This is a genomic window from Arthrobacter sp. B3I9 (genome assembly GCF_030816935.1).
In the GTDB taxonomy this organism is placed as follows: domain Bacteria; phylum Actinomycetota; class Actinomycetes; order Actinomycetales; family Micrococcaceae; genus Arthrobacter.
Map to the genome: position 1 here is coordinate 3,001,395 of NZ_JAUSYO010000001.1, position 26,623 is coordinate 3,028,017.

Sequence of the window (26,623 nt, forward strand, 5' to 3'; positions counted from 1 at the left end):
ACGTCCACTCTACTGATCCAGCCACTCAAGTTCGGGCGCGAGCGCGGCGGCGGTTTCCGGGTTGGCGGCCCACCAGGCCGCGCAGGCGGCCCGCCAGGCATCCAGGTCGGCAGGATCTCCGCTGACGCGGACAGTCTGCCCGTCCACGACGGCGGAGGCGGCGCCGCAGCTGTAGCGGCCGGCGTCGTGCTCCACGGCCGGGTAGGGGCGGTAGAGGTCCGTGAGGTCATTGATCAGGAACCCCGGGCGTTCGAGGGTCCGGGCAGCAAGGATGGATTCGCGGGTGTCGACGCCGGTAAGCACCGCGGCGGTGGCGAAGCCCGCCCTGTTGCCCCCAAGGATGTCCGTGTCCAGCCGGTCCCCGACGACGAGGGGGCGGTCCGCGGCCAGCCGTTTGGCGGCGGCGTGGAACAGCGGCGCCTCGGGCTTGCCGGCAACCAGCGGCAACTTCCCGGTTGCCGCCGTCACGGCCGCGACAAGGGACCCGTTGCCCGGGGCGATGCCCCGTTGCTGGGGAATGGACAGGTCCGTGTTCGTGGCCACCCACAGGGCGCCGCCAGCAACAACGAAGGCGGCCTCAGCGAGGTCCCTCCAGCCGACGTCCGGGTGGAACCCCTGCACGACGGCGACCGGCTCTTCCGCCTCCGAGCGGACCGGCACCAGCCCGACCAGTTCGATTTCAGCCGCCAACGCGTCTCCGCCGGTGATCAGGACGCGGGCACCGGCGGGCAGCAGCGAAGCCAGCAGCTCTCCGGCGGCCTGCGAGGAGCTGACCACCTGGTGGTCCTCCGCCGGCGCGCCGAGATCACGCAGGTGCTGGGCGACCTGCGCCGGCGTCCGGGAGGCGTTGTTGGTGACGTAGCCAAGACCGACGCCGATTCCGGCGAGGTTGCGCAGGGACTCCACCGCCCCCGGGATGGCGTTGGGTCCTGCGTAGACCACGCCATCCAGGTCGGCGAGCAGCGCGTCGAACTTCGAGATCAGATCATTGCCGTTCATGCGTTCCTAGTCCTCGCTGCGGTCCGGCTGACCGGAACCGGCAGCGGGGTCGGCGTCGTCGTTGAATTCTGCGTCGGCGTCAAATTCGGCGGCGTCGTACTCGTCGGCGACGTCGTCTCCGGCGGCCTCGGCTGCATTGCCAGCCAGCAGTTCCGTGCGGTCCAGCGTGTCCGGCTCCTCTGAATCCTGATCGGACTCGGCGTCGTCGGATTCAAAGAAGTCCGCGTCGGCATCGTCCGCACCCTCATCGAGCGCGGCGGTTCCGGTGCCGGCAACAGCTGTTTCCGGAAGGCCGGCTGCTGCCGCGGCGGTAACGGCCCGGGGGGCAGCCTCCCCGGCAGCGGCCGACTGTTCGGCCTGTTCGGCGACCTGGCGACGCCGCCGTTCTTCCTCGCGGGCTTCCTCGCGGGCTTCCTCTTCCTCGTCCCAGCCGAGGTCGATGATGTCCGGTTCCTCGTCGCCGCCCAGGCCGAGGGCGTTCTCTGCGACGATAGCCTGGCGGTTCCACTTCTCGGCTTCGGGCGCCCGGTTGGCAGCCGTCAGGGCATCGGCATAGGCACGGAAGAGACGGGGGCTGTAGGAGAAGGCCCGGTTAATGTCCAGCTGTGCGATCTCCAGTTCGGAGACTGCGGCGTCGAGCTGTCCCAGGTCGGACCGCGCACCGGCGGCCACGATGGCCAGTTCCACCTTGCCGGGCGCATCGAGATCCTTGGCTTCGTCCGAGCGGGCCATGTCAAGGGCGCGGTCCGGCCGGCCGAGGCCACGCTCGCAGTCCGCCATGACCGGCAGGTGCATGTTGGAGCCGCTGATCCGGCGGTAGGTGCGGAATTCACGCAGGGCCTCGCCGTAATGCCCGGCAGCGTACGCCGTCAGGCCAACGGCTTCACGGACAGCCGCGAGGCGGCCGCCGCGCCGGCTGGCAGCAAGGGCGTGCTGGAAGGCGAGCTCAGGTTCATCGTCGATGAGGCGCCCGGCCATGACCAGGTGTCGGGCCACCCACTCGGCGCTGTTATCCTCCAGCGTCTTGATCTGGTGCTGGGTCGCACGGTCAAGTTCTTTACCCGTGACGTCGTCGTCAATCTGGGGTGAACGCTCACGGTCCGGGCGGTTGGCGCTCCGGAGATCCTTGGCGTTGGGAACGCGGACCGGGCGGTCCTCGGCACGGTCACGGCCAAACTGCCGCGGGCCCGAATCGCCGCCGCGGTCGAAGCCGCGGGCCGGACGGTCGTCACGGTCGAAGCTGCGGGCCGGACGGTCGTCACGGTCGAAGCTGCGGGCCGGACGGTCGTCGCGATCGAAGCTACGGGCGGGACGGTCATCACGGCTGCCGAACGGCTTGCGGTTGTCGCCGCCGCTGTACGGCTTGCGGTCGCGGTCGCCGAAGCTGCGACGCTCGGCGCCGCCTTCACGCGGGGCACGATCACCGTAGGGCTTGCGGTCGCGGTCACCACCGGCACCAAACGGCTTACGGTCACGGTCACCACCGGCACCAAACGGCTTACGGTCACGGTCACCACCGGCACCAAACGGCTTACGGTCACGGTCACCACCGGCACCAAACGGCTTACGGTCACGGTCACCACCGGCACCAAACGGCTTACGGTCACGGTCACCACCGGCACCAAACGGCTTACGGTCACGGTCACCACCGGCACCAAACGGCTTACGGTCACGGTCACCACCGGCACCAAACGGCTTACGGTCACGGTCACCACCGGCACCAAACGGCTTACGGTCACGGTCACCACCGGCACCAAACGGCTTACGGTCACGGTCACCACCGGCACCAAACGGCTTACGGTCACGGTCACCACCGGCACCAAACGGCTTACGGTCACGGTCACCACCACCGAAGGTGCGACGTTCCCCGCCACCCTCACGCGGGGCACGATCACCAAACGGCTTGCGGTCACGATCGCCGCCGCCAGCGTAAGGCTTACGCTCACGATCGCCACCACCAAAGCTGCGACGCTCACCGCCACCCTCACGCGGAGCACGATCACCAAACGGCTTACGCTCACGATCGTTGAAGGAGGGGCGGGATCCCTCCGAGCCGCGGTCCTCCCGCGCCCGGAAACCGCGGGGGTCGCCGCCGGAGTTGTTGCTTCCGCGGAAACCACCACCGCCGGTGTTTCGTCCGCCCCCGAAGTTGCCGCGGTCTTTGCCTCCGCGGTTGCTATCGTTGTGCTCAGCCATGCTGGATTCCTCCTGTTTTGAGCTGACCACTGGCGCAATCGCAGCCGCTCTGTTCCGTGTTTCGTTTCCTACGCAACCCGAAATCAAGCGCTTCGAAGTCCGTACATCTCGTCCAATTCTAAGCGAGTAGCCCCGGACGGGCTAACGGCACCGGTGCATCCGGCCACGCCGGTGGCAAGTGTCACAATATGCCCGCCCGCAGCTCGGACGACGTCGGCCGGCGAGTTTGTCCCGACGTCACCCGCGCAGGGTCAGCACCCCTCTGGCGATGCTTTCCGCTGAGTGTGCCGGATCTCCGTCGTAGGGTTCCTGGGAGATATCGACGATGGGATATTGGGTCAGGTCCAGCCCGGTGGGTAGAACGAAGGAGCCCTCCTGGTTGCCCAGGATTCCCAGACTGACCATTTTGGACAAGTCTGCCGATCCGACCCAGACCTCCCGGAAGCCGGACAGGGGCTCATCCGGTAGCCGGATCACTAATTGCCGGGACCCGTCGGCCAGCCGCTGAACGACCGCTTCGCCGCTTGCTGAATGGGATGCCAAGGGCTGCAGTGACGCATCAGCCAGCAACCCGGCAGCCGGTCCAGTCGGGGCCGGCTGCGACGTACTGGGCGCGGCACGCGGAGATTCGGCAGGGCCGAAAACATTGGCCGCTGTCCAGGCTCCGATGACTAGTCCCGCGGCTGTGCCCGCAGCTACTCCCAGGATCCACAGGCCGCGACGGTCACCAGGCTGTTTCTCGCGGCGGCGCAAGGGAGTCGGCGCTGCTGGGGCGGCCGCGCCCGTGCCGGGCGTCGCTTGGCCGGACGCGCCTGGGTCCGGCCGACGCGCGTCCGACTGGCCCGCGTCGCCTTCTGAGCTGGACTTGCCCGCGTCCGACTTGCCCGAGTCGCGACCGGCAGCGGCGCTTAGTGGATCCGCCGCCAAGGATGGAGACAGCCCAAGCGCTGCGTGGATGGCCGCCCAATTGTGTCCGCCGGGTTCCTGCAGCTGCACCGAGCTGGAGTCCGCGGTGGCAACAAGCACGGTTTGCTGCAGGGACTGCAGCGTCTCCGCGCACGCGCGGCACTGGCTGACGTGAACGTCGGCGTCTTTGCCGAGGTCCTCGCCGAGTGCCAGCAAACTGAGCTGTTCATCATCAAGGTGTGCCATGTTCCACCTCCAAGCGGGCCCTGAGCCGGGTGAGGCTTCGCCGGATGTGGCTCTTCACTGTTCCCAGCGGGAGCTGCAGGCGCGACGAAATCTGATCGTGGGTCAGGTCCTCATAAAACGCCAGCCGCATGATTGCCCTCTGTGGATCCCCTAAACGCTCAAGTTCATCTTCCAAGGTTATGCGGTCCGCAACAGCCTCGACGTCTTTCGCATCGGCGTCGGATGCCGGGTCCGTCACGAGGCGAAGGGCTGCCCGTTCAACGTCGTACTGGCGTGAGCGTGCGGCCAGCGCATCGTTGATCACATTCCTGGTGATCCCGATTAGCCACGCCGGCAGCCTGGCCGCCCCGGGTCGATAGCTGGCCCTCGATCGCCAGGCCCGGATGAAGACCTCCTGCGTTACGTCGTCGGCGGCGGCACGCTCCCCAAGGGATCTCAACGCCAAGGTATAGACCAGCGGACTCATTTTCCGATACGCCTCTGCGAGGGCCTGTTCCTCGCCGGCGGCGAACGCGCGATCAAGGGCGACGTCCCAACTGTGCGCGGCAGCCTCCATCGGATGCTCCTTAGAGCGGCAGCGACCCTTGTGGAACGCCATTATGCTCCGCCCCGGAATAAGCCGCAATGGCAGACCCACTGTCGCGGCCGGAAGCGGGGCCGCGATCAACGCGGCCCCGCCACGGGAACGGGCTGGACCCGGGAACCTATCGTGCTGGTCAGTCGTCGTTGTTGTTCGCTCGGGCGGAGGTCCACCACCTGCACCGCGACGCCGAGGTTGTTGTCGGCGAGGCTGCCCCAGGCATAGACAATGGTGTTCTTGCCCTCGGTGACCGGGACATCGGCGGGGCCGATCACCGGGACGGTGGTGCGCGCTGCTGCAACCGCAGCCGGGACAGTTCCTGCCTTCAGGGTGAGCTTCTTCTGATGGGAATTGGTGAGGCCCTTGATGACGGCCTTTCCGCCGGCCAGCACGTCAACGGCCGGCGCGGCTGCAACGTGGCGGACCGTCAGTTTTCCTTTTCCATCCGGGCTGGGCGAGATGCTGTTACGGAACAGGGTGGCTGTCGGCGTGCCGTCAGCCTTCAGGTGCGCCACAGCCGTGTAGTTCCGGCCGTCCTCCAGGTCCACTCGGACGGGGCCGATTACCGGGTTGTCGGCGCTGGTGGCGTCCGCGCCGGTAATCGCGATTTTGTGGTGCCCCTCAGGAACGTCCAACGGCCCCGCCAGTGTGCCCGGAGCGAAGTTGTCCAGAGTCAACTTGCCGTCGACCCAGACATCCACGGTGAGTCCGGGGACCCCGTGCAATACGGAGAGTTTTGCTGTGTCGTCGTCGTGCCTGTCGCTGGCCTGGGCAGGACTCGCCACGGCCACTCCAGCCAGGAGAGTCAGTACTCCGGCGGCTGCAGAGAGTGATTTACGCATTTCAAGCTCCTCATCGAGGCCCGCGTGCGGGCGGTGTGTGCTGACACCCCTTACTACCGAGCGGAGGGCCGGCCTGGATGCACTGGCCCGGAAAATTCTTTTTGCCGCTTAAACCCGGGAGAGCCTCCGACCTGGGGGTCGGAGGCTCTCGGGGTGTTGGTGCACGCGGGGGTGTTAAATGGCTCAGGCCCCGACGTTCGTTGTCGGGGCCTGAGCTTCTAATGTTTGTCCGGCGGTGACCTACTCTCCCACACCCTCCCGGGTGCAGTACCATCGGCGCTGTGGGTCTTAGCTTCCGGGTTCGGGATGGGACCGGGCGTTTCCCCCACGCTATGACCGCCGTAACCCTGTTACCCGCCCCCCAGGCCCGGGTGACCGGGTGGGGGTGGGAAGTCTGTGTGGTTACAACTTGTGCTCCTGCCGGTGAGGGCAGGGGTGGTGTTGTTATTCAGTTGTTCGGTTCTCAAGCAACGGGTTTGTTGGTTGGGAACCACATAGTGGACGCAAGCAGTCTTGTTTCTTTTTACCACCCCGTTGGTGCAAACGTCTTTTGAAGTGCCGTTTGCGGGGGTGGTGTGTGGTGTAAGTTATCGGCCTATTAGTACCGGTCAGCTTCACGAGTCGTTAGTCCTCGCTTCCACATCCGGCCTATCAACCCAGTGGTCTGGCTGGGGGCCTCTCACACACAAGGTGTATGGAAATCTCATCTCGAAGCGAGCTTCCCGCTTAGATGCTTTCAGCGGTTATCCCATCCGAACGTAGCTAATCAGCGGTGCACTTGGCAGTACAACTGACACACCAGAGGTTCGTCCGTCCCGGTCCTCTCGTACTAAGGACAGCCCTTCTCAAATTTCCTGCGCGCGCAGCGGATAGGGACCGAACTGTCTCACGACGTTCTAAACCCAGCTCGCGTACCGCTTTAATGGGCGAACAGCCCAACCCTTGGGACCTACTCCAGCCCCAGGATGCGACGAGCCGACATCGAGGTGCCAAACCATGCCGTCGATATGGACTCTTGGGCAAGATCAGCCTGTTATCCCCGAGGTACCTTTTATCCGTTGAGCGACGGCCATTCCACAATGTACCGCCGGATCACTAGTCCCGACTTTCGTCCCTGCTCGAGATGTCTCTCTCACAGTCAAGCTCCCTTGTGCACTTACACTCGACACCTGATTGCCAACCAGGCTGAGGGAACCTTTGGGCGCCTCCGTTACTTTTTAGGAGGCAACCGCCCCAGTTAAACTACCCATCAGGCACTGTCCCTGACCCGGATTACGGGCCGAAGTTAGATGTCCAAAGTGACCAGAGTGGTATTTCAACGATGACTCCACCCCCACTGGCGTGAGGGCTTCAACGTCTCCCACCTATCCTACACAAGCCACTCCGAACACCAATACCAAACTATAGTAAAGGTCTCGGGGTCTTTCCGTCCTGCTGCGCGTAACGAGCATCTTTACTCGTACTGCAATTTCGCCGAGTTTATGGTTGAGACAGCGGGGAAGTCGTTACTCCATTCGTGCAGGTCGGAACTTACCCGACAAGGAATTTCGCTACCTTAGGATGGTTATAGTTACCACCGCCGTTTACTGGGGCTTAAATTCTCAGCTTCGCCTTGCGGCTAACCGGTCCTCTTAACCTTCCAGCACCGGGCAGGAGTCAGTCCGTATACATCGTCTTGCGACTTCGCACGGACCTGTGTTTTTAGTAAACAGTCGCTTCCCCCTGGTCTCTGCGGCCCCTGCACGCTCCCCGCAGCAAGTGCGGATCACGATGGGGGCCCCCCTTCTCCCGAAGTTACGGGGGCATTTTGCCGAGTTCCTTAACCATAATTCTCTCGATCGCCTTAGTATTCTCTACCTGATCACCTGTGTCGGTTTGGGGTACGGGCGGCTAAAACCTCGCGTCGATGCTTTTCTCGGCAGCATAGGATCACCGAATCCCCCCATACGGGGGTCCCATCGGGTCTCAGGCATCATGAACGGCGGATTTGCCTACCGTTCGCCCTACATCCTTAGACCGGGACAACCATCGCCCGGCTCGGCTACCTTCCTGCGTCACACCTGTTAATACGCTTGCCTCCCAGGATCAGGTCCCGCGCTCCACCAAAACCCTCACACCACAAGGGTGATCGGGCAGGTCTCGGGCGGTTAGTATCCCCTGTTCAGCATGGGCGGTTTTTCGCCGGTACGGGAATATCAACCCGTTGTCCATCGACTACGCCTGTCGGCCTCGCCTTAGGTCCCGACTTACCCAGGGCAGATTAGCTTGACCCTGGAACCCTTGATCATTCGGCGGACGGGTTTCTCACCCGTCTTTCGCTACTCATGCCTGCATTCTCACTCGTGTAGGCTCCACCGCTGGTTTCCACCGCGACTTCACCGCCCACACGACGCTCCCCTACCACTCCAGACGCCTGAACCACGAGGGCTTGGCAAATATCTGAAATCCACAACTTCGGCGGTGTACTTGAGCCCCGCTACATTGTCGGCGCGGAATCACTTGACCAGTGAGCTATTACGCACTCTTTTAAGGATGGCTGCTTCTAAGCCAACCTCCTGGTTGTCTTCGCAACTCCACATCCTTTCCCACTTAGCACACGCTTAGGGGCCTTAGTTGGTGGTCTGGGCTGTTTCCCTCTCGACTATGAAGCTTATCCCCCACAGTCTCACTGCTGCGCTCTCACTTACCGGCATTCGGAGTTTGGCTGACGTCAGTAACCTTGTAGGGCCCATTAGCCATCCAGTAGCTCTACCTCCGGTAAGAAACACGCAACGCTGCACCTAAATGCATTTCGGGGAGAACCAGCTATCACGAAGTTTGATTGGCCTTTCACCCCTACCCACAGCTCATCCCCTCCATTTTCAACTGAAGTGGGTTCGGTCCTCCACGACGTCTTACCGTCGCTTCAACCTGGCCATGGGTAGATCACTTCGCTTCGGGTCTAGATCACGCCACTGCAACGCCCTGTTCAGACTCGCTTTCGCTACGGCTTCCCCACACGGGTTAACCTCGCGACGTAACACTAACTCGCAGGCTCATTCTTCAAAAGGCACGCCGTCACAGCTACAAGGCTGCTCCGACGGATTGTAAGCACACGGTTTCAGGTACTGTTTCACTCCCCTCCCGGGGTACTTTTCACCTTTCCCTCACGGTACTGGTCCGCTATCGGTCATTAGGGAGTATTTAGGCTTATCAGGTGGTCCTGACAGATTCACACGGGATTTCTCGGGCCCCGTGCTACTTGGGATACTCATCCGGGCGGTACACAACATTTCGGTTACGGGGCTCACACCCTCTCTGGCCGGCCTTTCAAGACCGTTCACCTATGCCTGCACATCACACCCCACCACCCCGGCAGAGATGGTATGGAAAGTCCCACAACCCCGACCATGCAACGCCCGCCGGCTATCACACATGGAACGGTTTAGCCTGATCCGCGTTCGCTCGCCACTACTGACGGAATCACTATTGTTTTCTCTTCCTGCGGGTACTGAGATGTTTCACTTCCCCGCGTTCCCTCCACGCACCCTATGTGTTCAGATACGGGTCACCAGATCACACGAAGCGTCTGGCGGGGTTTCCCCATTCGGACACCCTGGGATCACAGTCCGGTTATCGACTCCCCCAGGCTTATCGCAGATTCCTACGTCCTTCTTCGGCTCCTAATGCCAAGGCATCCACCGTGTGCTCTTAAAAACTTGACCACAAAAGATCAAGGAGTAATTCACGAGAGAACCATGGAACCAGACCGCAACCAGCCACCACCCAAAAGCAGCAGCCACATCACGGAACAGATCCAGGTTCATATTCTTGGAAATTGCTTCTTATAAAAGATGCTCGCGTCCACTATGTAGTTCTCAAACAACAACCCCGTACCACACACCCCACACACAACCCACAAAAGGGCAAACCGTGTGATCGGTGCAGCCAGGAAACCAGAAACACACAAGCCCCACACCACAACCCCGCCCCCCGCACAACGCGGGAAACAAGGCCATGCCATGGTCCTGTTGTCTCAGGACCCAACAGTGTGCCAAACACTAAACCGCCTCCCCCCACCCCGGGACCGTTCCAGGACCACCCTCCAAAAGAGAGGATCCGTACTGGGTCAGGACAGGAAAACAAGCGGCCGCTATTTGCTGATATTCCACCCGTGAGCACCCGCCGCAGAACAATCGTCTGCGCAACGGGCGTACTCCTGACAAACCCCCACACCCGCATACACGGGCCGGACGGTTCGTAGGTGCTCCTTAGAAAGGAGGTGATCCAGCCGCACCTTCCGGTACGGCTACCTTGTTACGACTTAGTCCCAATCGCCAGTCCCACCTTCGACAGCTCCCTCCCACAAGGGGTTAGGCCACCGGCTTCGGGTGTTACCAACTTTCGTGACTTGACGGGCGGTGTGTACAAGGCCCGGGAACGTATTCACCGCAGCGTTGCTGATCTGCGATTACTAGCGACTCCGACTTCATGGGGTCGAGTTGCAGACCCCAATCCGAACTGAGACCGGCTTTTTGGGATTAGCTCCACCTCACAGTATCGCAACCCTTTGTACCGGCCATTGTAGCATGCGTGAAGCCCAAGACATAAGGGGCATGATGATTTGACGTCGTCCCCACCTTCCTCCGAGTTGACCCCGGCAGTCTCCTATGAGTCCCCGCCATCACGCGCTGGCAACATAGAACGAGGGTTGCGCTCGTTGCGGGACTTAACCCAACATCTCACGACACGAGCTGACGACAACCATGCACCACCTGTAAACCGACCGCAAGCGGGGCACCTGTTTCCAGGCGTTTCCGGTTCATGTCAAGCCTTGGTAAGGTTCTTCGCGTTGCATCGAATTAATCCGCATGCTCCGCCGCTTGTGCGGGCCCCCGTCAATTCCTTTGAGTTTTAGCCTTGCGGCCGTACTCCCCAGGCGGGGCACTTAATGCGTTAGCTACGGCGCGGAAAACGTGGAATGTCCCCCACACCTAGTGCCCAACGTTTACGGCATGGACTACCAGGGTATCTAATCCTGTTCGCTCCCCATGCTTTCGCTCCTCAGCGTCAGTTAATGCCCAGAGACCTGCCTTCGCCATCGGTGTTCCTCCTGATATCTGCGCATTTCACCGCTACACCAGGAATTCCAGTCTCCCCTACATCACTCTAGTCTGCCCGTACCCACCGCAGATCCGGAGTTGAGCCCCGGACTTTCACGGCAGACGCGACAAACCGCCTACGAGCTCTTTACGCCCAATAATTCCGGATAACGCTTGCGCCCTACGTATTACCGCGGCTGCTGGCACGTAGTTAGCCGGCGCTTCTTCTGCAGGTACCGTCACTTTCGCTTCTTCCCTACTGAAAGAGGTTTACAACCCGAAGGCCGTCATCCCTCACGCGGCGTCGCTGCATCAGGCTTGCGCCCATTGTGCAATATTCCCCACTGCTGCCTCCCGTAGGAGTCTGGGCCGTGTCTCAGTCCCAGTGTGGCCGGTCACCCTCTCAGGCCGGCTACCCGTCGTCGCCTTGGTGAGCCATTACCTCACCAACAAGCTGATAGGCCGCGAGTCCATCCAAAACCACAAAAAGCTTTCCACCCCCCACCATGCGATGAGGAGTCATATCCGGTATTAGACCCAGTTTCCCAGGCTTATCCCAGAGTTAAGGGCAGGTTACTCACGTGTTACTCACCCGTTCGCCACTAATCCCCCAGCAAGCTGGGATCATCGTTCGACTTGCATGTGTTAAGCACGCCGCCAGCGTTCATCCTGAGCCAGGATCAAACTCTCCGTTGAAGAAAAACAGACACAACCAACAACCCCCGGGAAAACGGGAGCATTGACTGCACAAAATTTGAAACCAGCTGTAAAAACCAGACCACACCACGGGGTGGCATAATCCGGCAAAACAACCAATCCATTACAATAAATTGGTATCAACAAACTTGGCACACTATTGAGTTCTCAAACAACAGACACATTCCAATTACTCACGAACAAATTCATTTTCACGAATTCTTTTGTTTCGCTTTCCTTCGCTGCGATGTTTACAGCTTATTTCATTCATTTTCACTTTGCAAATCCGGGATATTCTCTCGAAATCCGCTTGGCGAAACGAATCCGCCCAGCAAAATTTCCAAGCAATTTTCGTGTCCGCGCCGAGCGCTGATCGAAATGCTTTTCGATTTTTAGTGGGGGTTGGCCACCACTCTGCGGTGGCGACTCAGAAGACATTACACGCTCCCTCCCGGCCGCGCAAATCGGCCGGGAGGGAGCGTGCAGGTGGGGCTGGAACCCGGATAACCCGCCGTTAGGACGCCGGAACCTGCACGCTGGCCAGGTTCTTCTTTCCCCGGCGCAGCAGAAGGTACTGGCCGTGCAGCAGCTGGCCGGCTTCAATGACAGCCTCAGGATCCGTCACCTTGGTGTTGTTCACATAGGCGCCGCCTTCGCCGACCGTCCTGCGCGCTGCGGACTTGCTCTCAGAGAGCCCCGACGCAACCAGCAGGTCTACGATTCCCAGGGACCCGGCGTCGACGGTGGCCGACGGCAGTTCAGAGGTAGCCGCCTTGAGCGTCGCTTCGTCCAGGACGGTAAGGTCCCCGTTCCCGAACAGCGCCGCGGAGGCGGCGATGACCTTTTCCGTCGCATCCACGCCGTGGACAAGGGAGGTCACTTCATAAGCGAGCTTCCGCTGACCCTCGCGGGCAAATGGCCGATCGGCCACGGCGGCTTCCAGCGCCTCGATCTCGGTGCGGTTCAGGAACGTGAAGACCTTCAGGCGAGCAACGACGTCGTTGTCCGCCGTGTTGAGCCAGAACTGGTAAAACGCATACGGGCTGCACATATCGGCATCCAGCCAGATCGCGTTGCCTTCGCTCTTGCCGAACTTCGTGCCGTCCGAGTTGGTGATCAGGGGCGTCCCCAATGCGTGGACGTGCTTGCCCTCCACCTTGCGGATGAGGTCCGTTCCGCTGGTGAGGTTGCCCCACTGGTCCGAGCCACCGGTCTGCAGCACGCAGCCGTAGTCACGGAAGAGTTGCAGGTAGTCCATGCCCTGCAGGATCTGGTAGCTGAACTCGGTGTAGCTGATTCCTTCATCGGAATTCAGCCGGTTGGCGACGATGTCCTTTTTGATCATGGTGCCGACGCGGAAGTGCTTGCCGATGCCGCGGAGGAAGTCGATGGCGCTCAGCGGCGCGGTCCAATCCAGGTTGTTGACCATCCTGGCTGCGTTGTCCCCCTCGAAGCTGAGGAAGCGCTGGACCTGTGCCTGCAGCTTGCCTACCCACTCCGCGACGGTTTCTGGCGTGTTGAGCACCCGCTCAGCGGTCTGCCGGGGGTCCCCGATGAGGCCGGTCGATCCGCCCACAAGCCCTAGCGGTTTGTGCCCGGCGAGCTGGATTCGACGCATGAGGAGCAACTGGACCAGGTTGCCCAGGTGCAGGCTGGGCGCTGTCGGATCAAAGCCGCAGTAATACGTGGCAGGGTCCCCCGCGAGAAGCTTTTCCAGCTCCGCCTCGTCCGTGGAGACGTGGACGAGGCCGCGCCATTTCAGCTCCTGCCAGATGTTGGCGAAGCTGGGGTCATTCTGCTGGGAACGGAGATCATTTAGCTGGGACACGCAATCTAAGTTAGCAGGATCAGGACCCGCCCAGCGCGTGTGACCGCCGGCCGGCACACGGGCCGGCGCCCGCCGCCGCCCGCGGCGCCCGCCGCCGCCCGCCGCCGACCCCCATGTTGGCCTGCGGCCGGCTCAGTCCTCGATACCGGCGGGGATGCCGGCAGCCGCGATGAGCCGCAGCCGCTGCGTGGGCCGCGTCATGGCCACGTAGAGGTCGCCGACGCGTCCGTGTTCGTGGTTCAGCATGGCCGATGGCTCCAGCACCACGACGCCGTCGAACTCCAGGCCCTTTGCCTCACGGGGGCTGATCACCACGATGTCCTGGACGTAACTCCCGGCGTCGGTGCCTACCCGGTGGCCGTAGACGGCGCGCAGCGCGGCGGTGGCCTCCGGAAGCAGGTCCCCGTCCGCGATCACGGCCAGCAGGCCGCCGTCGAGCGCGTCCAGTTCCTGCGGAAGCACGTCCACGAGGGTGCTGACCACCTTGCCGGGCTCGACACGGTCGATGACCGGGGACCAGCGCCCCTCCCGGACCGCCTTCGGCGCGGAAACAACCAGCCCCGCCGCGTTGGCCATCCGGGCGGCGGCTTCGGCAATCTGCGACGGGGTCCGGTAGTTGACTGTGAGTTCCTCAAGCTGCCAGCGGTCCCCGAACATCGGGGCGAGGGCGCTGTGCCAGGAATTGGCTCCCGCCACGGAACTTGTCTGCGCGATGTCCCCCACGATGGTGAAGGATTTCAGCGGACAGCGGCGCACCAGCAGGCGCCACTGCATCGGGGACAGCTCCTGGGCCTCGTCCACCACAATGTGCCCGAAAGCCCAGTTGCGGTCGGTCGTGGCACGCTCCGCGGCGGTCAGCCGGCCCTCGCGCTCCTGGTTCTGGTCAACGAGGTCCTCGGCGGAGATCAGCACATCGACTCCGGCCGTTTCCATGTTGACCAGGGTCTGCTTCGCGTTGGCAAGATCGCGGGCGCGGTCATGCTCCTGCTGCGCCAGCCCCCTGCCCGCCGCCGGGTCAAGCTCGCCGAGGAGCTCTGCGGCCTCGTCCAGCAGCGGCACGTCGGCTTCGGTCCACGGCGAACCGGCGGGCCGGAGCAGCAGTGCGCGCTCGGCGGCGCTGAGGTTGGGCGCGCAGGCTTCCAGGAGGGCCGGCTTGCTCAGCAGCTCCCCCACAAGCTTCTCCGGCGTCATCGGCATCCAGCAGAGGTTCAGCGCGATGCGCACGTCACGGGCGGAGCGGACGTCCTCGGCGAGGTACGAACGGTCGGCGTTGTTGCCGATGTTCCCGGCCTCCACCAGCTCGGTCATCTGCTCGGTCAGTTCGCGCAGCAGGATCTTGACGAAGGACACCCGGGCTTCGTTGTGCGGCTTCCCTGTGGCCCGTGCCCTGTCGCGGGCACGGCGGACCTGGCGCGGTGTCAGCACCAGCTTCCGCCCGTCCACCATGAGGACCCGGTTGCTGGCCGGGAGGCGCTGCCTGTTGGCGACGGCGTTCGCCACGACCTCGGCCATGTCGAGCCGCCCCTTGATGGCGGCCACGGCAGGTTCTGCCTCGGCGACGGCGTGGACACCAGGCATCAGGCGGCCCAGGCTTGCCATGACGACGCCGGTCTCGCCGAGGGAGGGCAGCACCCGTTCGATGTACTTCATGAAGGACGAGGACGGGCCCACGAGGAGCACGCCCGCGGTCTTGAGGCGTTCCCGGTGGGTGTAGAGCAGGTAGGCGGCGCGGTGCAGCGCGACGGCGGTCTTGCCGGTGCCCGGCCCGCCCTGGACCACGAGCGCACCGGAAATCGCGGAACGGATGATCCGGTCCTGCTCGGACTGGATGGTCCCCACGATGTCGGACATGCGGCCGGTCCGCTTGGAGTTGAGGGCAGCCAGCAGGGCGCCTTCGCCCTGGAGCGAATCGTCGTCGGCGAGCATGTCGGCGTCGAGCACGTCATCCTCGATCGCCTTCACTTCCCGGCCCTGCAGGATCAGGTGCCGGCGCCGGCGGACGCCCTGCCGGTCAAAGGCCGTCGCCTGATAGAAGTGGCCGGCTTCCGGAGCGCGCCAGTCCACCATGAGGCGCTGCAGGTCCTCGGTGGTCAGGCCGATGCGGCCGATGTACTGCGCTTCCCCCGAGTCAAGGTCGAGTCGGCCGAACACCAGCCGGTCGTCGACGGCGTCGAGCTGGGCCAGGCGGTCCTCGTACAGGGCGGCAAACGCGTCACGTTCGGAGACGTTCTGCATGGTGCCGACCGCACCGGCGCGGCGGACCTGGGCAAGCTGGGCGCGCTTCTCCGCCCGCAACTCATCCAGCCGGGCGTATAGTCCGGCCACATAGTCGCGTTCATGAGCCAAATCAGCGTCGTGCATCGAACGTTCCCCTATCGAAAAAGACAGACCAACCATTCTACTACCATTTCGGTAAGCGCCGGTATGTGTCCGTCCGTTTGTGCAGGCATTCTACCGAGGCCGCGGGAACGGTCCAGCTAAACGCGCAGGAGGGACAGGACCTGCTGCCCTGCAAGGGCGGTCCGGCCGGGCAGCCCCTCGAGTTCGAGGACCACGCCGACGCCCGCCACCGTGATGCCGCAGCGTTCGAACAACCTTGCGGCCGCTCCCAGGGTGCCGCCGGTGGCGAGGACGTCGTCGAGGATGAGCACCCTGCTTCCCGGTGCGAGGTCCGTCGTATGCAATTCCAGGGTCGCCGTGCCGTATTCCAGGGCGTAGTCCTCTGCCACGACTTCGCGCGGGAGCTTGCCAGCCTTACGGACAGTCACGACGCCGGTGCCGGTGGCGTAGGCGGCGGCCGCGGCCAGCAGGAAACCCCGCGCTTCCACACCCGCGACGGCGTCGAACTGGCCCTGGAACGGAGCCACCAGGGCATCCACAACAACCCTGAAGGCGGCGCCGTCCGCGAAGACGGGCGTCAGGTCCTTGAAGCTGATGCCGGGCTTGGGGTAGTCGGGGATGGTGGCGCAGAGGCTGCTGATCAGCTCATCCACCGGGGCTGCGCTTGTCGTCTGGTTCGGGTCCTGCTGGCTTTGGTTCACCCGTCAACCCTACTGGGTGGAGATCGAGCGGCTCCGGGTACGCACTTTTGCCGCCTTGTAGCGGGAGACCGTTGGGTCGCCGGTGAGCCAGAAGCGCCACGGGTAATCATGCGTGCCGCCGGCCCCGGAGACCCCTACCCTCGGACCGGAGCTGATGTCCTCAGCGGGGGTCTCCGGCAGCTGGAGGCGGAACGGGCCGCCGAGAGCATCCCGGCCGCTGTCCGCCGTCGTGAGTCCAAGCGCGGTGGCCAGCCGGGCCGGGCCGCTCGCCAGGTCCTTGGGGGCTTTCGACGTCGGACGGCGGGCGAGTGCCAACTCCTCCCCCGCGACCACCTCGCCGGCGCGCAGCAGCAACGCCGAGGCCCGGCCGACCGGTCCGCAGACGATGTTGGCGCAGTGGTGCAGGCCATAGGTGAAGTAAACATAGAGATGCCCGGCCGGCCCGAACATCGGCGCGTTGCGGGCGGTGGGGCCGCGGAAGGTGTGCGAACCCGGGTCAGGGTGCAGGGAGTCGTGCGGCCCCAGATACGCCTCGACCTCGGTGATCCGCACCGCCACCGTGCCGTCCCGCCCCTTATGCGTCAGCACGGCACCCAGCAGCAGCGGCGCCACCTGCCGGGCATCGGCGGAGAGAACCTTCCGCACTTCCTCGGCCGACTGACCGCCTTCGGGCAGGGGGCTGCCCGGTACTGCACCAGGTACGGCATGGGACGGCGGGCGGGTGGTCATGGTCCGACTTTAACAAACGCCTGGCCGGCTCTCCACGCCCGTGTCCGATTTCCGCTAGCAGCCGCATTCTGATGCTGGCAGGATGGACCCATGGACTTCTGGCAGCGTTACCGGGCGATCGACGCCCGGGACACCCGTTTCGACGGGCAGTTCTACACCGCTGTCCGGACCACTGGCATCTATTGCCGGCCCTCCTGCCCGGCACGGACCCCCAAAGCCGGCAACGTGACCTTCTACGAGACGTCCGCGGCGGCGCACGACGCGGGGTACCGGGCCTGCAAGCGGTGCCTGCCGGAAGCCGTACCGGGCACGCCCGCGTGGAACCTCCGCTCCGACATTGCAGGACGCGCCATGCGGCTGATCAACGACGGTGTGATCAACCGCGACGGCGTCGAGGGGCTCGCCGCCCGGCTGGGGTACTCGTCGCGCCAGCTGAACCGGATCCTGAGCTCCGAACTCGGCGCCGGTCCGTTGTCGCTGGCCCGGGCAAGCCGGGCGCAGACCGCCCGCACCCTCCTCGTCTCCACGTCCATGAAGGCCGCCAACATCGCGTTTGCCGCAGGCTTCAGCAGCGTGCGCCAGTTCAATGAGACGATCGGCGAAGTCTTCGCCATGACGCCTTCGGCGCTGCGGGCCACCGCTCGGCACCACCGGGCCCCGGCGGCGGCGTCGGTTTCGTCGACAGCCCTGACGCTGAACCTCCCCTACCGTGAACCGTTCGACCCGGGCATCTTCGACTTCCTCGCGGTCCGGGCCATCCCCGGCATCGAGGAGGGCACGTCCCGTTCCTACGCCCGCACCCTGCGCCTGGCCCACGGCGATGCCCGGTTCCGGGTGGACCACGACGCCGGCGCCCCAGGCCGGCCGCTCGTCCTGACCATCGGAGCCGTCGACCTGCGGGACCTCCCCTCGCTGCTCAGCCGGGTCCGCCGCCTGCTGGACCTCGACGCCGACCCCGTCGCCATCGACGCGGCCCTGACTGCGGATCCCCGGCTGGCTCCCGGCGTCGCCGCAGCCCCCGGAATGCGGATGCCCGGAGCGGTGGACCCCCAGGAACTGCTGATCCGGGCCATGGTAGGGCAGCAGATCACTGTTGCCGCCGCCCGGACCGCGCTCGTCCAGCTGTCCCAGGCGGGCAGTGACAGCACAGTGCCGGGCGACGGCCTGCACCGTATCTTCCCGACGGCTGCGCAGATCGTGGCGTCGGGCCCGGGACTGCTCCGCGGGCCGCAGCGCCGGATTGACTCGGTCTGCGGCGCGGCTGCGGCAATGGCCTCGGGAGCCCTGGACTTCGGCTACGGCGACGACGTGCCGGGCCTCGAAGCCAAGCTGCTTCCATTGCCCGGGGTTGGGCCCTGGACCGTGGGGTATGTAGCGATGCGCGTGATCGGCGCCCCGGACGTCTTCCTCGCAAACGACGCCGCCGTCCGGAACGGCATCCGGGCTCTCGAACCGCAGGCGGACGGCGCTGCTGCGGATCCCGACTTCCGCGGACTGAGCCCCTGGCGTTCCTACGCCACCATGCACCTCTGGCGGGCGGCCGCCCAGGCCTCCAAACGCAGTGGCCCTGCCGCTCCGGAAGCACAGACCACCATCCTGACGAAAGTGATGCAATGAAAGCCCAGCTGTTGACCATGTCCACCCCCGACGGGCCCTTCACCATCATTGCCCGCGACGGCGTTGTGCTCGCCTCGGGCTGGACGGCGGTTCCGGGAGAGCTGACCGGCCAGATCCATCCGGACCTGCTCCCCGGCGAGTATGAGGCTGTTACGGAACTGGCAGGGATCTCGGCCGCCGTGGAGGAGTTCTATGCCGGCAATCCCGCACCGGCGATGGAAGTTCCGGTGCTGCAAAAGTCCGGGCCGTTCCGGAACCACGCCTGGAACATGCTGCGTACAGTGACGCCGGGCCACCCGGTGACCTACACCGAATACGCGGAGCTTTCCGGAAACGCAAAGGCCGTGCGGGCTGCGGCCAGTGCCTGCGCGTTCAATGCAGCGGCCTTGTTCGTGCCCTGCCACCGGGTGGTCCGTACCGACGGCACCCTGGGCGGCTTCCGCTGGGGCCTCGCCATCAAGGAGAGCCTGCTGGACCGGGAACGGCAGGCGGCCCTGGCGGCCCTCTGAGCCTGCGGCAGGGCTCGACCCGCCGAGCGGCTATTTCGTGACGGGCACCCCGGCCGGCCACGGCAGCAGCTCAGGTAGGTCCACACCGTCGGCGGCGGCGGTGGCCCGCAGGCTCCCCAGTGTGGGCGTACGGCCGGCGAGCCAGGCCGCAATGTCCGTCAGCATGCCGCTGACCACGGTCGCTGCGCTCCCGCTGCCGATGGTCACCGGCGCCAGCCCCAGCGGCTGAAGCACGTACCTGTTGCCTTCGGGCACCCGGGCGGCCAGGAAGTCGAAGAGCTGCTCGCAGAACGGGCGGCTCCAGGTTTCGGGTCCCCTGCCGGTATCGAGGTCGGTGGCGTGGATGACGAGTTCGCGCCAGAGCGCCAGCCCGCCGTCGAACACCACACCGCCGCGGTAGCTGATCGGCTGCCGCCAACCGGCATCATTCAGCCCCCCGAAGGCCCGCAGCGCACGTTCCAGCGCAGCGTCCAGATCGGCCCGGTGCTCCGCGAGGCTGTGGCCTGCGGCCATCTCGATGGCTCGCGTGCGGCCCTCGTAGCCGCCGTCGTACAGCTCGATGGTTTCGCCGCGGGCAGCGAATTCAAGCTGCCGGGCCATTGCGTTGGAAATGCCGGTCACGTGGGCGAGCACGTGTCCGCGGGTCCAGCCGGGCAACTCCGATGGCGCCTCGACGTCCTGATCCGTCAGTTTCGCCGTGATGGAAGCCACGACGTCGGCGGCGCGGCGGAGTTCTTCCGGCAGTTTCTCCGGTGTGATAGCGGTCATGGCGCCATCCTAGCCGAGACCCGGCTAACTGGGACTAACCGAGTTGCTCCTGGCCAAACCGGTGGCGGATGTGCCGGCGGTCGTGCCGGGCCTGCCAGAACTCGATTTCGCGCGGCCGGATCGCGTAGAGCTGCCAGTTCGGATTGTCGCTGCCGTCGGCGCCGGGCCGGGCATGCCAGTCGGCCGCGGAGGCCTCCGGCGGGAGTTCCGTGACCAGGCCGGCCACCCGGACCTGCCGGCCCTGCTGTGGCCAGTAGAAATTTAGCGCCGCGTGCGGATTGGCCTCCAGTTCGCGGCCCTTACTTGAGGCGTGGGAGGTCGCAAAGTGCCAGCCGTCGTCGTCGATGTTCTTCAGGATCAGCATCCGGGCGGAGGGCTTTGTAGCCGTTCTCGCAGGTTGAGACCTAGCCGCCGACTACGTGAACCGGGCCGGAGTAACGCTGCAGTAACGCCTCCAGTGGTTAGGTTCGGGCTTCATCGGTGGCAGGACGATAGAGAATGGAGCAGGTCCGTCTGACGACGCGAGCAGCGTGGCTGACGGGAGTGCTCGACGGCTCATCTGACGTCCCGCCGTTCGTTCGTCTCGGAGGATAGTCATGAACTACGGCACCCTGCTCGGTCACATAGCGCGCATCAACCCGGCAATATGGGATGCAATTTACCCACATGGCCCCTTGATCCGGCAAAGATTCGACGCTGTCGCTCTGAACCCTCAGCCGCTGCCTCCCAAGGAGATTGGCGAGAGGCTGCAGCTGGAAGCCGGGTTGATGGCACGTGAACTCGTGCGGCTCGCCGTAGAGGCCGACATCCGCGGCGATGATCCTGTACGGATGGTGCGTGAACTGATAGATGACTGGTGCGGCACGCCGTGGCCCCGCAAGTGGCCCTTCCCCTGGCCGGGCCCGGGACCAACCGATGGCCCTCACCCCGACCCCTGGCACGTGAACGCCGCCCGGGTCGTCGGCGCCACCGTGTTCGCATCCTACGCATCCCGGCTCGGGGAAGGACCGCTCCGGGACGCCTTAACCGATGGGGCTGAGCAGCTGGCTCAAGCCGCGGTTGGCGGCTGAGATCCCAATTGCACGTAGGGTCCCATTCTATTTCCGGGTGGGGCCTGGCTCACTGCGATTTAGATAGGAGGGTGCCATGGTCCAGGCCCTGCTGTGCAAGCTGAACATACGGCACGAATGGCACCTCGAGCATGCCGATGACGGAAGCGTGTACAGGCGCTGCCGTCGATGTGGCAAGGATGATGATGAACGCAGCAAAGGAAAAGGCGGCGACTTCAGCCCGTGGGTAGGGCCGACAGGAGGGTGAGGTCACTCAGCCAACAAGGCATCAGCTGCGCCTGCCGTCGCAGGACGGTTGAGCGGGTGAAGGGGGCACGTACGATCTCAAGACAGCCAGCAAAAGATGGAAAAATGCTTGTTCAGCCCGAGCGCAGCGAGGTCTTAGTGCCCATTGATAACGGAAATGAGCGCACGTATCGTCGCTCCATGAGCACGAAATTCGGAACGGTCGGCGATGAGGTCGGCACTCTCGTTCGGTTCGGCGATGCCTTTACCGCCCGAACCCTTCTGGACGCGGCGACCACGGGGCAAAGGCTTTCCATTGTCGAGCATTTGCTGGCCGTTCGCGAACTCGGGGCGCCCCTACATATGCACAGCCGCGAGGACGAATTCACGATTATCACCAAGGGTCGGGTTGGGTTTCTTCTCGGGGACGAGGTGTTTTACGCCGGCCCGGGAGAGTTGGTAGTAAAACCCCGGGATCAATGGCACACCTTTTGGAACGCGGGCAACGAACAGGCACGAATGCTTGAGATTATTTCTCCGGCAGGATTCGAAAAGTACTTCGCGGAGATCGAGCCCTTCTTTCCAGAAGGGGCCCCACCAGACCTTGACGCGATGGCCGAAGCCAATGCTAGATACGGCCTTCAGATGGACTTCGAATCCCAGCCACAACTGATCGACCGCTTCGATTTGACCCCTCCATTGGAGATGGGTGCGCCCCCACCTGCACAGGGCGCGTTATGAATCGCCCACTGCAAGGTGAGGAATTGGCGCTGTAGTTGCGAACTGGTGGCACGATGCCAGATTCGCGGGCGAGGGCGGCAATCGAGACCTGGCCTCACCGCGGAGTCGATGGGTGCCGGTCGGGGCGGCCTCGGGCGACGAAGGGGGTCGAGCCGGAGACGTTGGCGGCACACCGAGTTGGCACTTCACGGCAATGTTTTCGAAAAACACTGCCGCGAAGTGCCACCTCGGTGTGCGGAGCGGCGAGGGTCCCTTTACCCCGCGTACTCCCGCGCGCCGGCGAGCTCGCCCTCGAGGGCCAGCAGCTGGCGTTCGACGGCGGCCGGTGCGGTGCCGCCCTGGGAGTTGCGGCTGTTGAGCGAGCCTTCGGTGCTGAGGACCGTGCGGACCTCCGGCGTCAGGTGCTCGGAGATGGCGGCGTATTCCTCATCCGTCAGGTCCCAGAGTTCGACGCCGCGGCTTTCGGCCTGCTTCACCGCGGCTCCCGAGAGCTCGTGCGCCTCGCGGAACGGAACGCCCTGCCGGACCAGCCATTCGGCGATGTCGGTCGCCAGCGCGAAGCCCTGCGGCGCCAGCGATTCCATCCGTTCGGTGTTGAACGTCAGCGTCGCGATCATGCCGGACACTGCCGGGAGCAGGACCTCCAGCGTGTCCGCGGCGTCGAAGACCGGCTCCTTGTCCTCCTGCAGGTCGCGGTTGTACGCGAGCGGCAGGCCCTTCAGCGTGGCCAGCAGGCCGGTCAGGTTGCCGATCAGCCGCCCGGCCTTGCCGCGGGCCAGTTCCGCCACGTCCGGGTTCTTCTTCTGCGGCATGATCGAGGAGCCCGTGGAGTAGGAATCGTGGAGCGTGACAAAGGAGAACTCCTTGGTTGCCCACACGATGATTTCCTCCGAGACGCGGGAGAGGTCGACGCCGATCATGGCGGTGATCCAGGCGAACTCGGCGAAGACGTCGCGGGAGGCGGTGCCGTCGATCGAGTTGTGCGTCGCGGAGAAGAAGCCCAGGTCCGTGGCCACCGCTTCCGGGTCCAGGCCCAGGGAGGAGCCCGCGAGGGCGCCCGAGCCATAAGGCGACACGCCTGCGCGCTTGTCCCAGTCCGCCAGCCGCTGCACGTCCCGCAGCAGCGCCCAGGCGTGGGCCAGCAGATGGTGGCTGAGCAGCACCGGCTGCGCATGCTGCAGGTGGGTGCGGCCGGGCATGGCCACCCCCTGGTGCGCCTTGGCCTGGTCCACCAGCGCATCCACCGTGGCCAGCACGCCGCGAGCGATGATCCGGGCGTGGTCGCGCAGGAACATCCGCCCCAGCGTGGCCACCTGGTCGTTGCGGGACCGGCCCGCGCGGAGCTTGCCGCCTAGCTGTGTGCCGGCACGCTCGATCAGTCCGCGCTCCAGCGAACCGTGCACATCCTCATCCGACTCCGCCGGCAGGTAGGCGCCGGAGGCGACGTCCTCGTCCAGCTGGGTCAGCGCGGCAAGCATGCCCTCGAGTTCGTCGTCGTCCAGCAGCCCGGCCTTGTGCAGCACGCGGGCGTGCGCCTTGGACCCCGCGATGTCGTAGCGGGCCAGCCGCCAGTCAAAGTGGGTGGACTTGCTCAGGGCTGCGAGGGCGTCCGCGGGGCCGCCGGCGAACCGGCCGCCCCACAGGGCGCCTGTGTTCGTAGCTTCGGACTTTTCCTCAGCCACAGCCACTACTGACCTGCGACCCGGATGTCGCGGCCGGAGGCAACCTTGGCGGACATGCCCCACAGCTCGATGAAGCCGCGGGCCATGGACTGGTCGAAGGTGTCGCCGGTGTCGTAGGTGGCCAGCGAGAAGTCGTAGAGCGAGGTGTCGGAGCGGCGCCCGTTGACGATGGCCTGGCCGCCGTGCAGGGTCATGCGGATGTCCCCGGAGACGTACTTCTGGGTGTCCTCGATGAAGGCGTCGAGGGAGCGCTTGAGCGGAGAGAACCACTGGCCGTCGTAGACCAGTTCGGCCCAGCGCTGGCCGACGGTTGCCTTGAAGCGGGCCTGCTCGCGCTCGACCGTGATGTCTTCGAGGTGCTTGTGCGCGGTGATCAGCGCCATCGCGCCGGGGGCCTCGTAGATTTCGCGGGACTTGATGCCCACCAGGCGGTCCTCGACGACGTCAATCCGGCCCACGCCCTGGGCGCCGGCGCGGCGGTTCAGCTCCTTGATGGCCTGCAGCGGGGTGACCTTGACGCCGTCGATCGCGACGGGCACGCCGGCCTTGAAGGAAATGGTGACCTCGTCCGGGGCCGGGGGGAATTCCGGAGTGGCCGTGTAGTCGTAGATGTCCTTGGTGGGGGCGTTCCAGATGTCCTCAAGGTAGCCGGTCTCGACGGCGCGGCCCCAGACGTTCTGGTCGATCGAGTACGGGTTCTTTTTGGTGGTCTCGATCGGCAGTCCCTTCTCCTCGGCGAAGGCGATGGCCTTGTCGCGGGTCAGGGCGAGGTCGCGGACCGGTGCAATGCACTTGAGGTCCGGGCCGAGGGTCTGGATGCCGACCTCGAAGCGGACCTGGTCGTTGCCCTTGCCGGTGCAGCCGTGGGCTACGGTGGTGGCGCCGAATTCGCGGGCGGCCTTGACCAGGTGCTTGACGATCACCGGGCGCGAGATGGCCGAAACAAGGGGGTAGTGGCCCTGGTAGAGGGCGTTGGCCTTCAGGGTGGGCACGCAGTACTCGTTGGCGAACTCGTCGGACGCGTCGGCCACGTAGGCCTCGACGGCGCCGCAGCCGAGGGCGCGCTGGCGGATCGTCTCCAGGGACTCGCCGCCCTGTCCGACGTCGACCGCCACGGCGATGACCTCGGCGCCGGTGGCTTCACCGATCCAGCCGATGGCTACGGAAGTATCCAGGCCGCCGGAGTAGGCCAGCACAATACGCTCAGTCACTTCAAATGCTCCTTAGTTGTTGGGGAAATGTCGAAATAAAGCTTGTCTGTTCAAAGCCTGTCACATCGCCGCGGCAGGCCCAATCCTCAAAAAGCCGCGTCGGGTCCTCACGCTGGTGCCGGCTTCCTCGGCGAGCTGCAGGAAGCGCGCCGCAAGGGCCGTGCCGCCGAGCGGATCCCTGGTCACCAGCAGCACGGTGTCGTCCCCGGCGATGGTCCCCAGGATCGAGGGCATCACGGAGTGGTCGATCGCGAGGGCCAGGAAGTTGGCCGCACCCGGCGGGGTCCGGAGCACCACGATGTTCGCGGACGCCTCGGCCGTCACAAGCAGTTCGCCGCAAAGCCGCGCAAGCCGGGAGTCGAGGATTTCCTGGGTGACGCCGCTCTTGGCCGCACGCTCGCCGCCCTCCCCCGGAACCGCGTAGACCAGCACTCCGTCCTTGCCGCGCACCCGGACCGCGCCCAGCTCCACGAGGTCACGGGACAGCGTCGCCTGGGTGACCTGGACGCCGTCGTCCGCCAGCAGCGCCGCCAGCTCGGCCTGCGAGCGGACCGATTCTCCGGTCAGGATCGCGGTGATGCGGGCCTGCCGGGCGGTCTTCGTGGCGGGGCTGGCCCCGGAGGCCGAGGGTTGGGCGGACACTAGAACGTGCTCTCCCCGGTGCCCTCAACGGGAGAAAGTCCGTCGACGAAGGCGAGGCCGGAGCGGTGCATGAGCCAGGCCATCAGCGCCTTCTGGGCGTGCAGCCGGTTTTCGGCTTCGTCCCAGACGACGGACTGCGGGCCGTCGATGACGCCGGCCGAGATTTCGTAACCGCGGTAGGCCGGGAGGCAGTGCAGCACGACGGCGTCTTCCGCCGCGTGTGCCATGGCGGCCTCATCGACAGAGTACTCGCGGAACAGCCGCATCCGGGCTTCCTTTTCATCCTCCTGGCCCATCGAAACCCAGGTGTCGGTGGCCACCACGTCGGCGCCCTTCAGTGCCGCCTCCGAGTCGGTCGTGACGAGCACCGACCCGCCGGTCTCCGCCGCGCGTTCCTCGGCTGCGGCGACGATTTCCGCCGACGGAAGGTAGCCTTCCGGACCGGCAATGCGCACGTGCATGCCCGCCGTCACCCCGGCGAGCAGGTACGAGTTGGCCATGTTGTTGGCGGCGTCACCGAGGTAGCTCATGGTGAGGCCCCGCAGCGAACCCTTGTGCTCCTGGATGGTCAGCAGGTCCGCCAGCAGCTGGCAGGGGTGGTAGTCGTCGCAGAGCGCGTTGATGACGGGGACGCTCGAATTCTCGGCCATGGCGACGAGCCCCGAGTGGGCGCCGGTGCGCCAGACAATGGTGGAGACCATCCGCTCCAGCACCCTGGCGGTGTCCTCGACCGATTCCTTGTGCCCGATCTGCGCCTCGCCCGGGTTGATGATGAGGGCGTTGCCGCCCATGTCCGCCACGCCGGTGGCGAAGGAGACCCGGGTGCGGGTGGAGGTCTTGTCGAAGATCACGGCGACCGTTTTCCGTCCGCTGCCTTCCGCGGCGTACGGCTGGACGCTGTAGGGAGCGGCCTTCATCCGTGCCGCGAGCTGGAGGACCTCCGCCTGCTCGGCCGGGCTGAGGTCCGTGTCCTTGAGGAAGTGGCGGACGTGGCTTTTTGGCATGTCAGTGGCG

Annotated in this window: 18 protein-coding genes, 3 rRNA genes and 1 pseudogene; 4 read left to right on the forward strand and 18 right to left on the reverse strand. The window is 64.9% G+C overall.

Annotation, left to right across the window (positions count from 1 at the left end; all coding sequences use genetic code 11):
* Positions 1-9 precede the first annotated feature (9 nt).
* From QFZ65_RS13975 to QFZ65_RS14030, 12 genes are all read right to left on the reverse strand, one after another.
* A complete protein-coding gene (locus tag QFZ65_RS13975; protein ID WP_306911322.1) occupies positions 10-999 on the reverse strand; it encodes an HAD-IIA family hydrolase in 990 nt (329 codons plus the stop codon).
* 6 nt (positions 1,000-1,005) lie between these two features.
* Positions 1,006-3,195, reverse strand: coding sequence for a hypothetical protein (locus tag QFZ65_RS13980; protein WP_306911323.1), 2,190 nt, complete (start codon positions 3,193-3,195; stop codon positions 1,006-1,008).
* 237 nt (positions 3,196-3,432) lie between these two features.
* Complete coding sequence (locus QFZ65_RS13985; RefSeq protein ID WP_306911324.1) at positions 3,433-4,347, reverse strand: anti-sigma factor domain-containing protein; 915 nt, start codon at positions 4,345-4,347, stop codon at positions 3,433-3,435.
* On the reverse strand, positions 4,334-4,903 hold the full coding sequence (locus QFZ65_RS13990; protein ID WP_306911325.1) for an RNA polymerase sigma factor: 570 nt from the start codon (positions 4,901-4,903) through the stop codon (positions 4,334-4,336). Before QFZ65_RS13990 ends, QFZ65_RS13985 begins: the two co-directional genes overlap by 14 nt.
* Before the next feature lie 107 nt (positions 4,904-5,010).
* Positions 5,011-5,769 (reverse strand): DUF4397 domain-containing protein, encoded by a 759-nt coding sequence (locus QFZ65_RS13995; protein WP_306911326.1) that lies wholly within the window; start codon positions 5,767-5,769, stop codon positions 5,011-5,013.
* Between the two features lie 227 nt (positions 5,770-5,996).
* Positions 5,997-6,113 (reverse strand): 5S ribosomal RNA (gene rrf / locus QFZ65_RS14000).
* 233 nt (positions 6,114-6,346) lie between these two features.
* Positions 6,347-9,473 (reverse strand): 23S ribosomal RNA (locus QFZ65_RS14005).
* A gap of 550 nt (positions 9,474-10,023) precedes the next feature.
* Positions 10,024-11,546: ribosomal RNA gene (locus QFZ65_RS14010) — 16S ribosomal RNA — on the reverse strand.
* The 16S, 23S and 5S rRNA genes sit together here, the layout of an rRNA operon.
* A gap of 514 nt (positions 11,547-12,060) precedes the next feature.
* Positions 12,061-13,374 (reverse strand): tyrosine--tRNA ligase, encoded by a 1,314-nt coding sequence (tyrS, locus tag QFZ65_RS14015; protein ID WP_306911327.1) that lies wholly within the window; start codon positions 13,372-13,374, stop codon positions 12,061-12,063.
* A gap of 132 nt (positions 13,375-13,506) precedes the next feature.
* The gene (locus tag QFZ65_RS14020; RefSeq protein WP_306911328.1) at positions 13,507-15,735 is read right to left on the reverse strand and encodes an AAA family ATPase; all 2,229 of its coding nucleotides are present in this window, start codon (positions 15,733-15,735) and stop codon (positions 13,507-13,509) included.
* Between the two features lie 116 nt (positions 15,736-15,851).
* On the reverse strand, positions 15,852-16,415 hold the full coding sequence (locus QFZ65_RS14025; protein WP_306911329.1) for an adenine phosphoribosyltransferase: 564 nt from the start codon (positions 16,413-16,415) through the stop codon (positions 15,852-15,854).
* A 9-nt stretch (positions 16,416-16,424) separates the two neighbouring features.
* Positions 16,425-17,144: a DNA-3-methyladenine glycosylase gene (locus QFZ65_RS14030; RefSeq protein ID WP_306911330.1), complete on the reverse strand. Its 720-nt coding sequence runs from the start codon at positions 17,142-17,144 to the stop codon at positions 16,425-16,427.
* A gap of 90 nt (positions 17,145-17,234) precedes the next feature.
* Here QFZ65_RS14030 and QFZ65_RS14035 point away from each other — a divergent pair, with 90 nt between their 5' ends.
* Both QFZ65_RS14035 and QFZ65_RS14040 read left to right on the forward strand, forming a co-directional pair.
* Positions 17,235-18,761: a DNA-3-methyladenine glycosylase 2 family protein gene (locus tag QFZ65_RS14035; RefSeq protein WP_306911331.1), complete on the forward strand. Its 1,527-nt coding sequence runs from the start codon at positions 17,235-17,237 to the stop codon at positions 18,759-18,761.
* Entirely contained in the window at positions 18,758-19,270 is a 513-nt protein-coding gene (locus tag QFZ65_RS14040) for a methylated-DNA--[protein]-cysteine S-methyltransferase (RefSeq protein WP_306911332.1), read from the forward strand. The genes QFZ65_RS14035 and QFZ65_RS14040 overlap by 4 nt, the downstream gene beginning before the upstream one ends.
* A 30-nt stretch (positions 19,271-19,300) precedes the next feature.
* On the opposite strand, the gene QFZ65_RS14045 is transcribed toward QFZ65_RS14040, so the two are convergent.
* Together QFZ65_RS14045 and QFZ65_RS14050 are read right to left on the reverse strand one after the other, a co-directional pair.
* Positions 19,301-20,038 (reverse strand): maleylpyruvate isomerase family mycothiol-dependent enzyme, encoded by a 738-nt coding sequence (locus QFZ65_RS14045; RefSeq protein WP_306911333.1) that lies wholly within the window; start codon positions 20,036-20,038, stop codon positions 19,301-19,303.
* Between the two features lie 34 nt (positions 20,039-20,072).
* Positions 20,073-20,417 (reverse strand): annotated as a pseudogene (locus QFZ65_RS14050) (pyridoxamine 5'-phosphate oxidase family protein); the annotation flags it as partial.
* A gap of 217 nt (positions 20,418-20,634) precedes the next feature.
* Here QFZ65_RS14050 and QFZ65_RS14055 point away from each other — a divergent pair.
* Both QFZ65_RS14055 and QFZ65_RS14060 read left to right on the forward strand, forming a co-directional pair.
* Positions 20,635-21,108, forward strand: coding sequence for a hypothetical protein (locus QFZ65_RS14055; protein WP_306911334.1), 474 nt, complete (start codon positions 20,635-20,637; stop codon positions 21,106-21,108).
* A gap of 426 nt (positions 21,109-21,534) precedes the next feature.
* Positions 21,535-22,074, forward strand: coding sequence for a cupin domain-containing protein (locus tag QFZ65_RS14060; RefSeq protein ID WP_306911335.1), 540 nt, complete (start codon positions 21,535-21,537; stop codon positions 22,072-22,074).
* A gap of 254 nt (positions 22,075-22,328) precedes the next feature.
* Here QFZ65_RS14060 and argH read toward each other — a convergent pair whose 3' ends face one another.
* Genes argH through argF form a run of 4 tightly spaced genes read right to left on the reverse strand, consistent with a single transcriptional unit; the run spans position 22,329 to position 26,613 of the window.
* The gene (gene argH, locus QFZ65_RS14065) at positions 22,329-23,756 is read right to left on the reverse strand and encodes an argininosuccinate lyase (protein ID WP_306911336.1); all 1,428 of its coding nucleotides are present in this window, start codon (positions 23,754-23,756) and stop codon (positions 22,329-22,331) included.
* Between the two features lie 5 nt (positions 23,757-23,761).
* On the reverse strand, positions 23,762-24,967 hold the full coding sequence (locus tag QFZ65_RS14070) for an argininosuccinate synthase (protein WP_306911337.1): 1,206 nt from the start codon (positions 24,965-24,967) through the stop codon (positions 23,762-23,764).
* A 60-nt stretch (positions 24,968-25,027) separates the two neighbouring features.
* Positions 25,028-25,609, reverse strand: a complete 582-nt coding sequence (locus QFZ65_RS14075) for an arginine repressor (RefSeq protein ID WP_306911338.1) — start codon at positions 25,607-25,609, stop codon at positions 25,028-25,030.
* On the reverse strand, positions 25,609-26,613 hold the full coding sequence (gene argF / locus QFZ65_RS14080; protein WP_306912585.1) for an ornithine carbamoyltransferase: 1,005 nt from the start codon (positions 26,611-26,613) through the stop codon (positions 25,609-25,611). The genes QFZ65_RS14075 and argF overlap by 1 nt, the downstream gene beginning before the upstream one ends.
* Positions 26,614-26,623 lie beyond the last annotated feature (10 nt).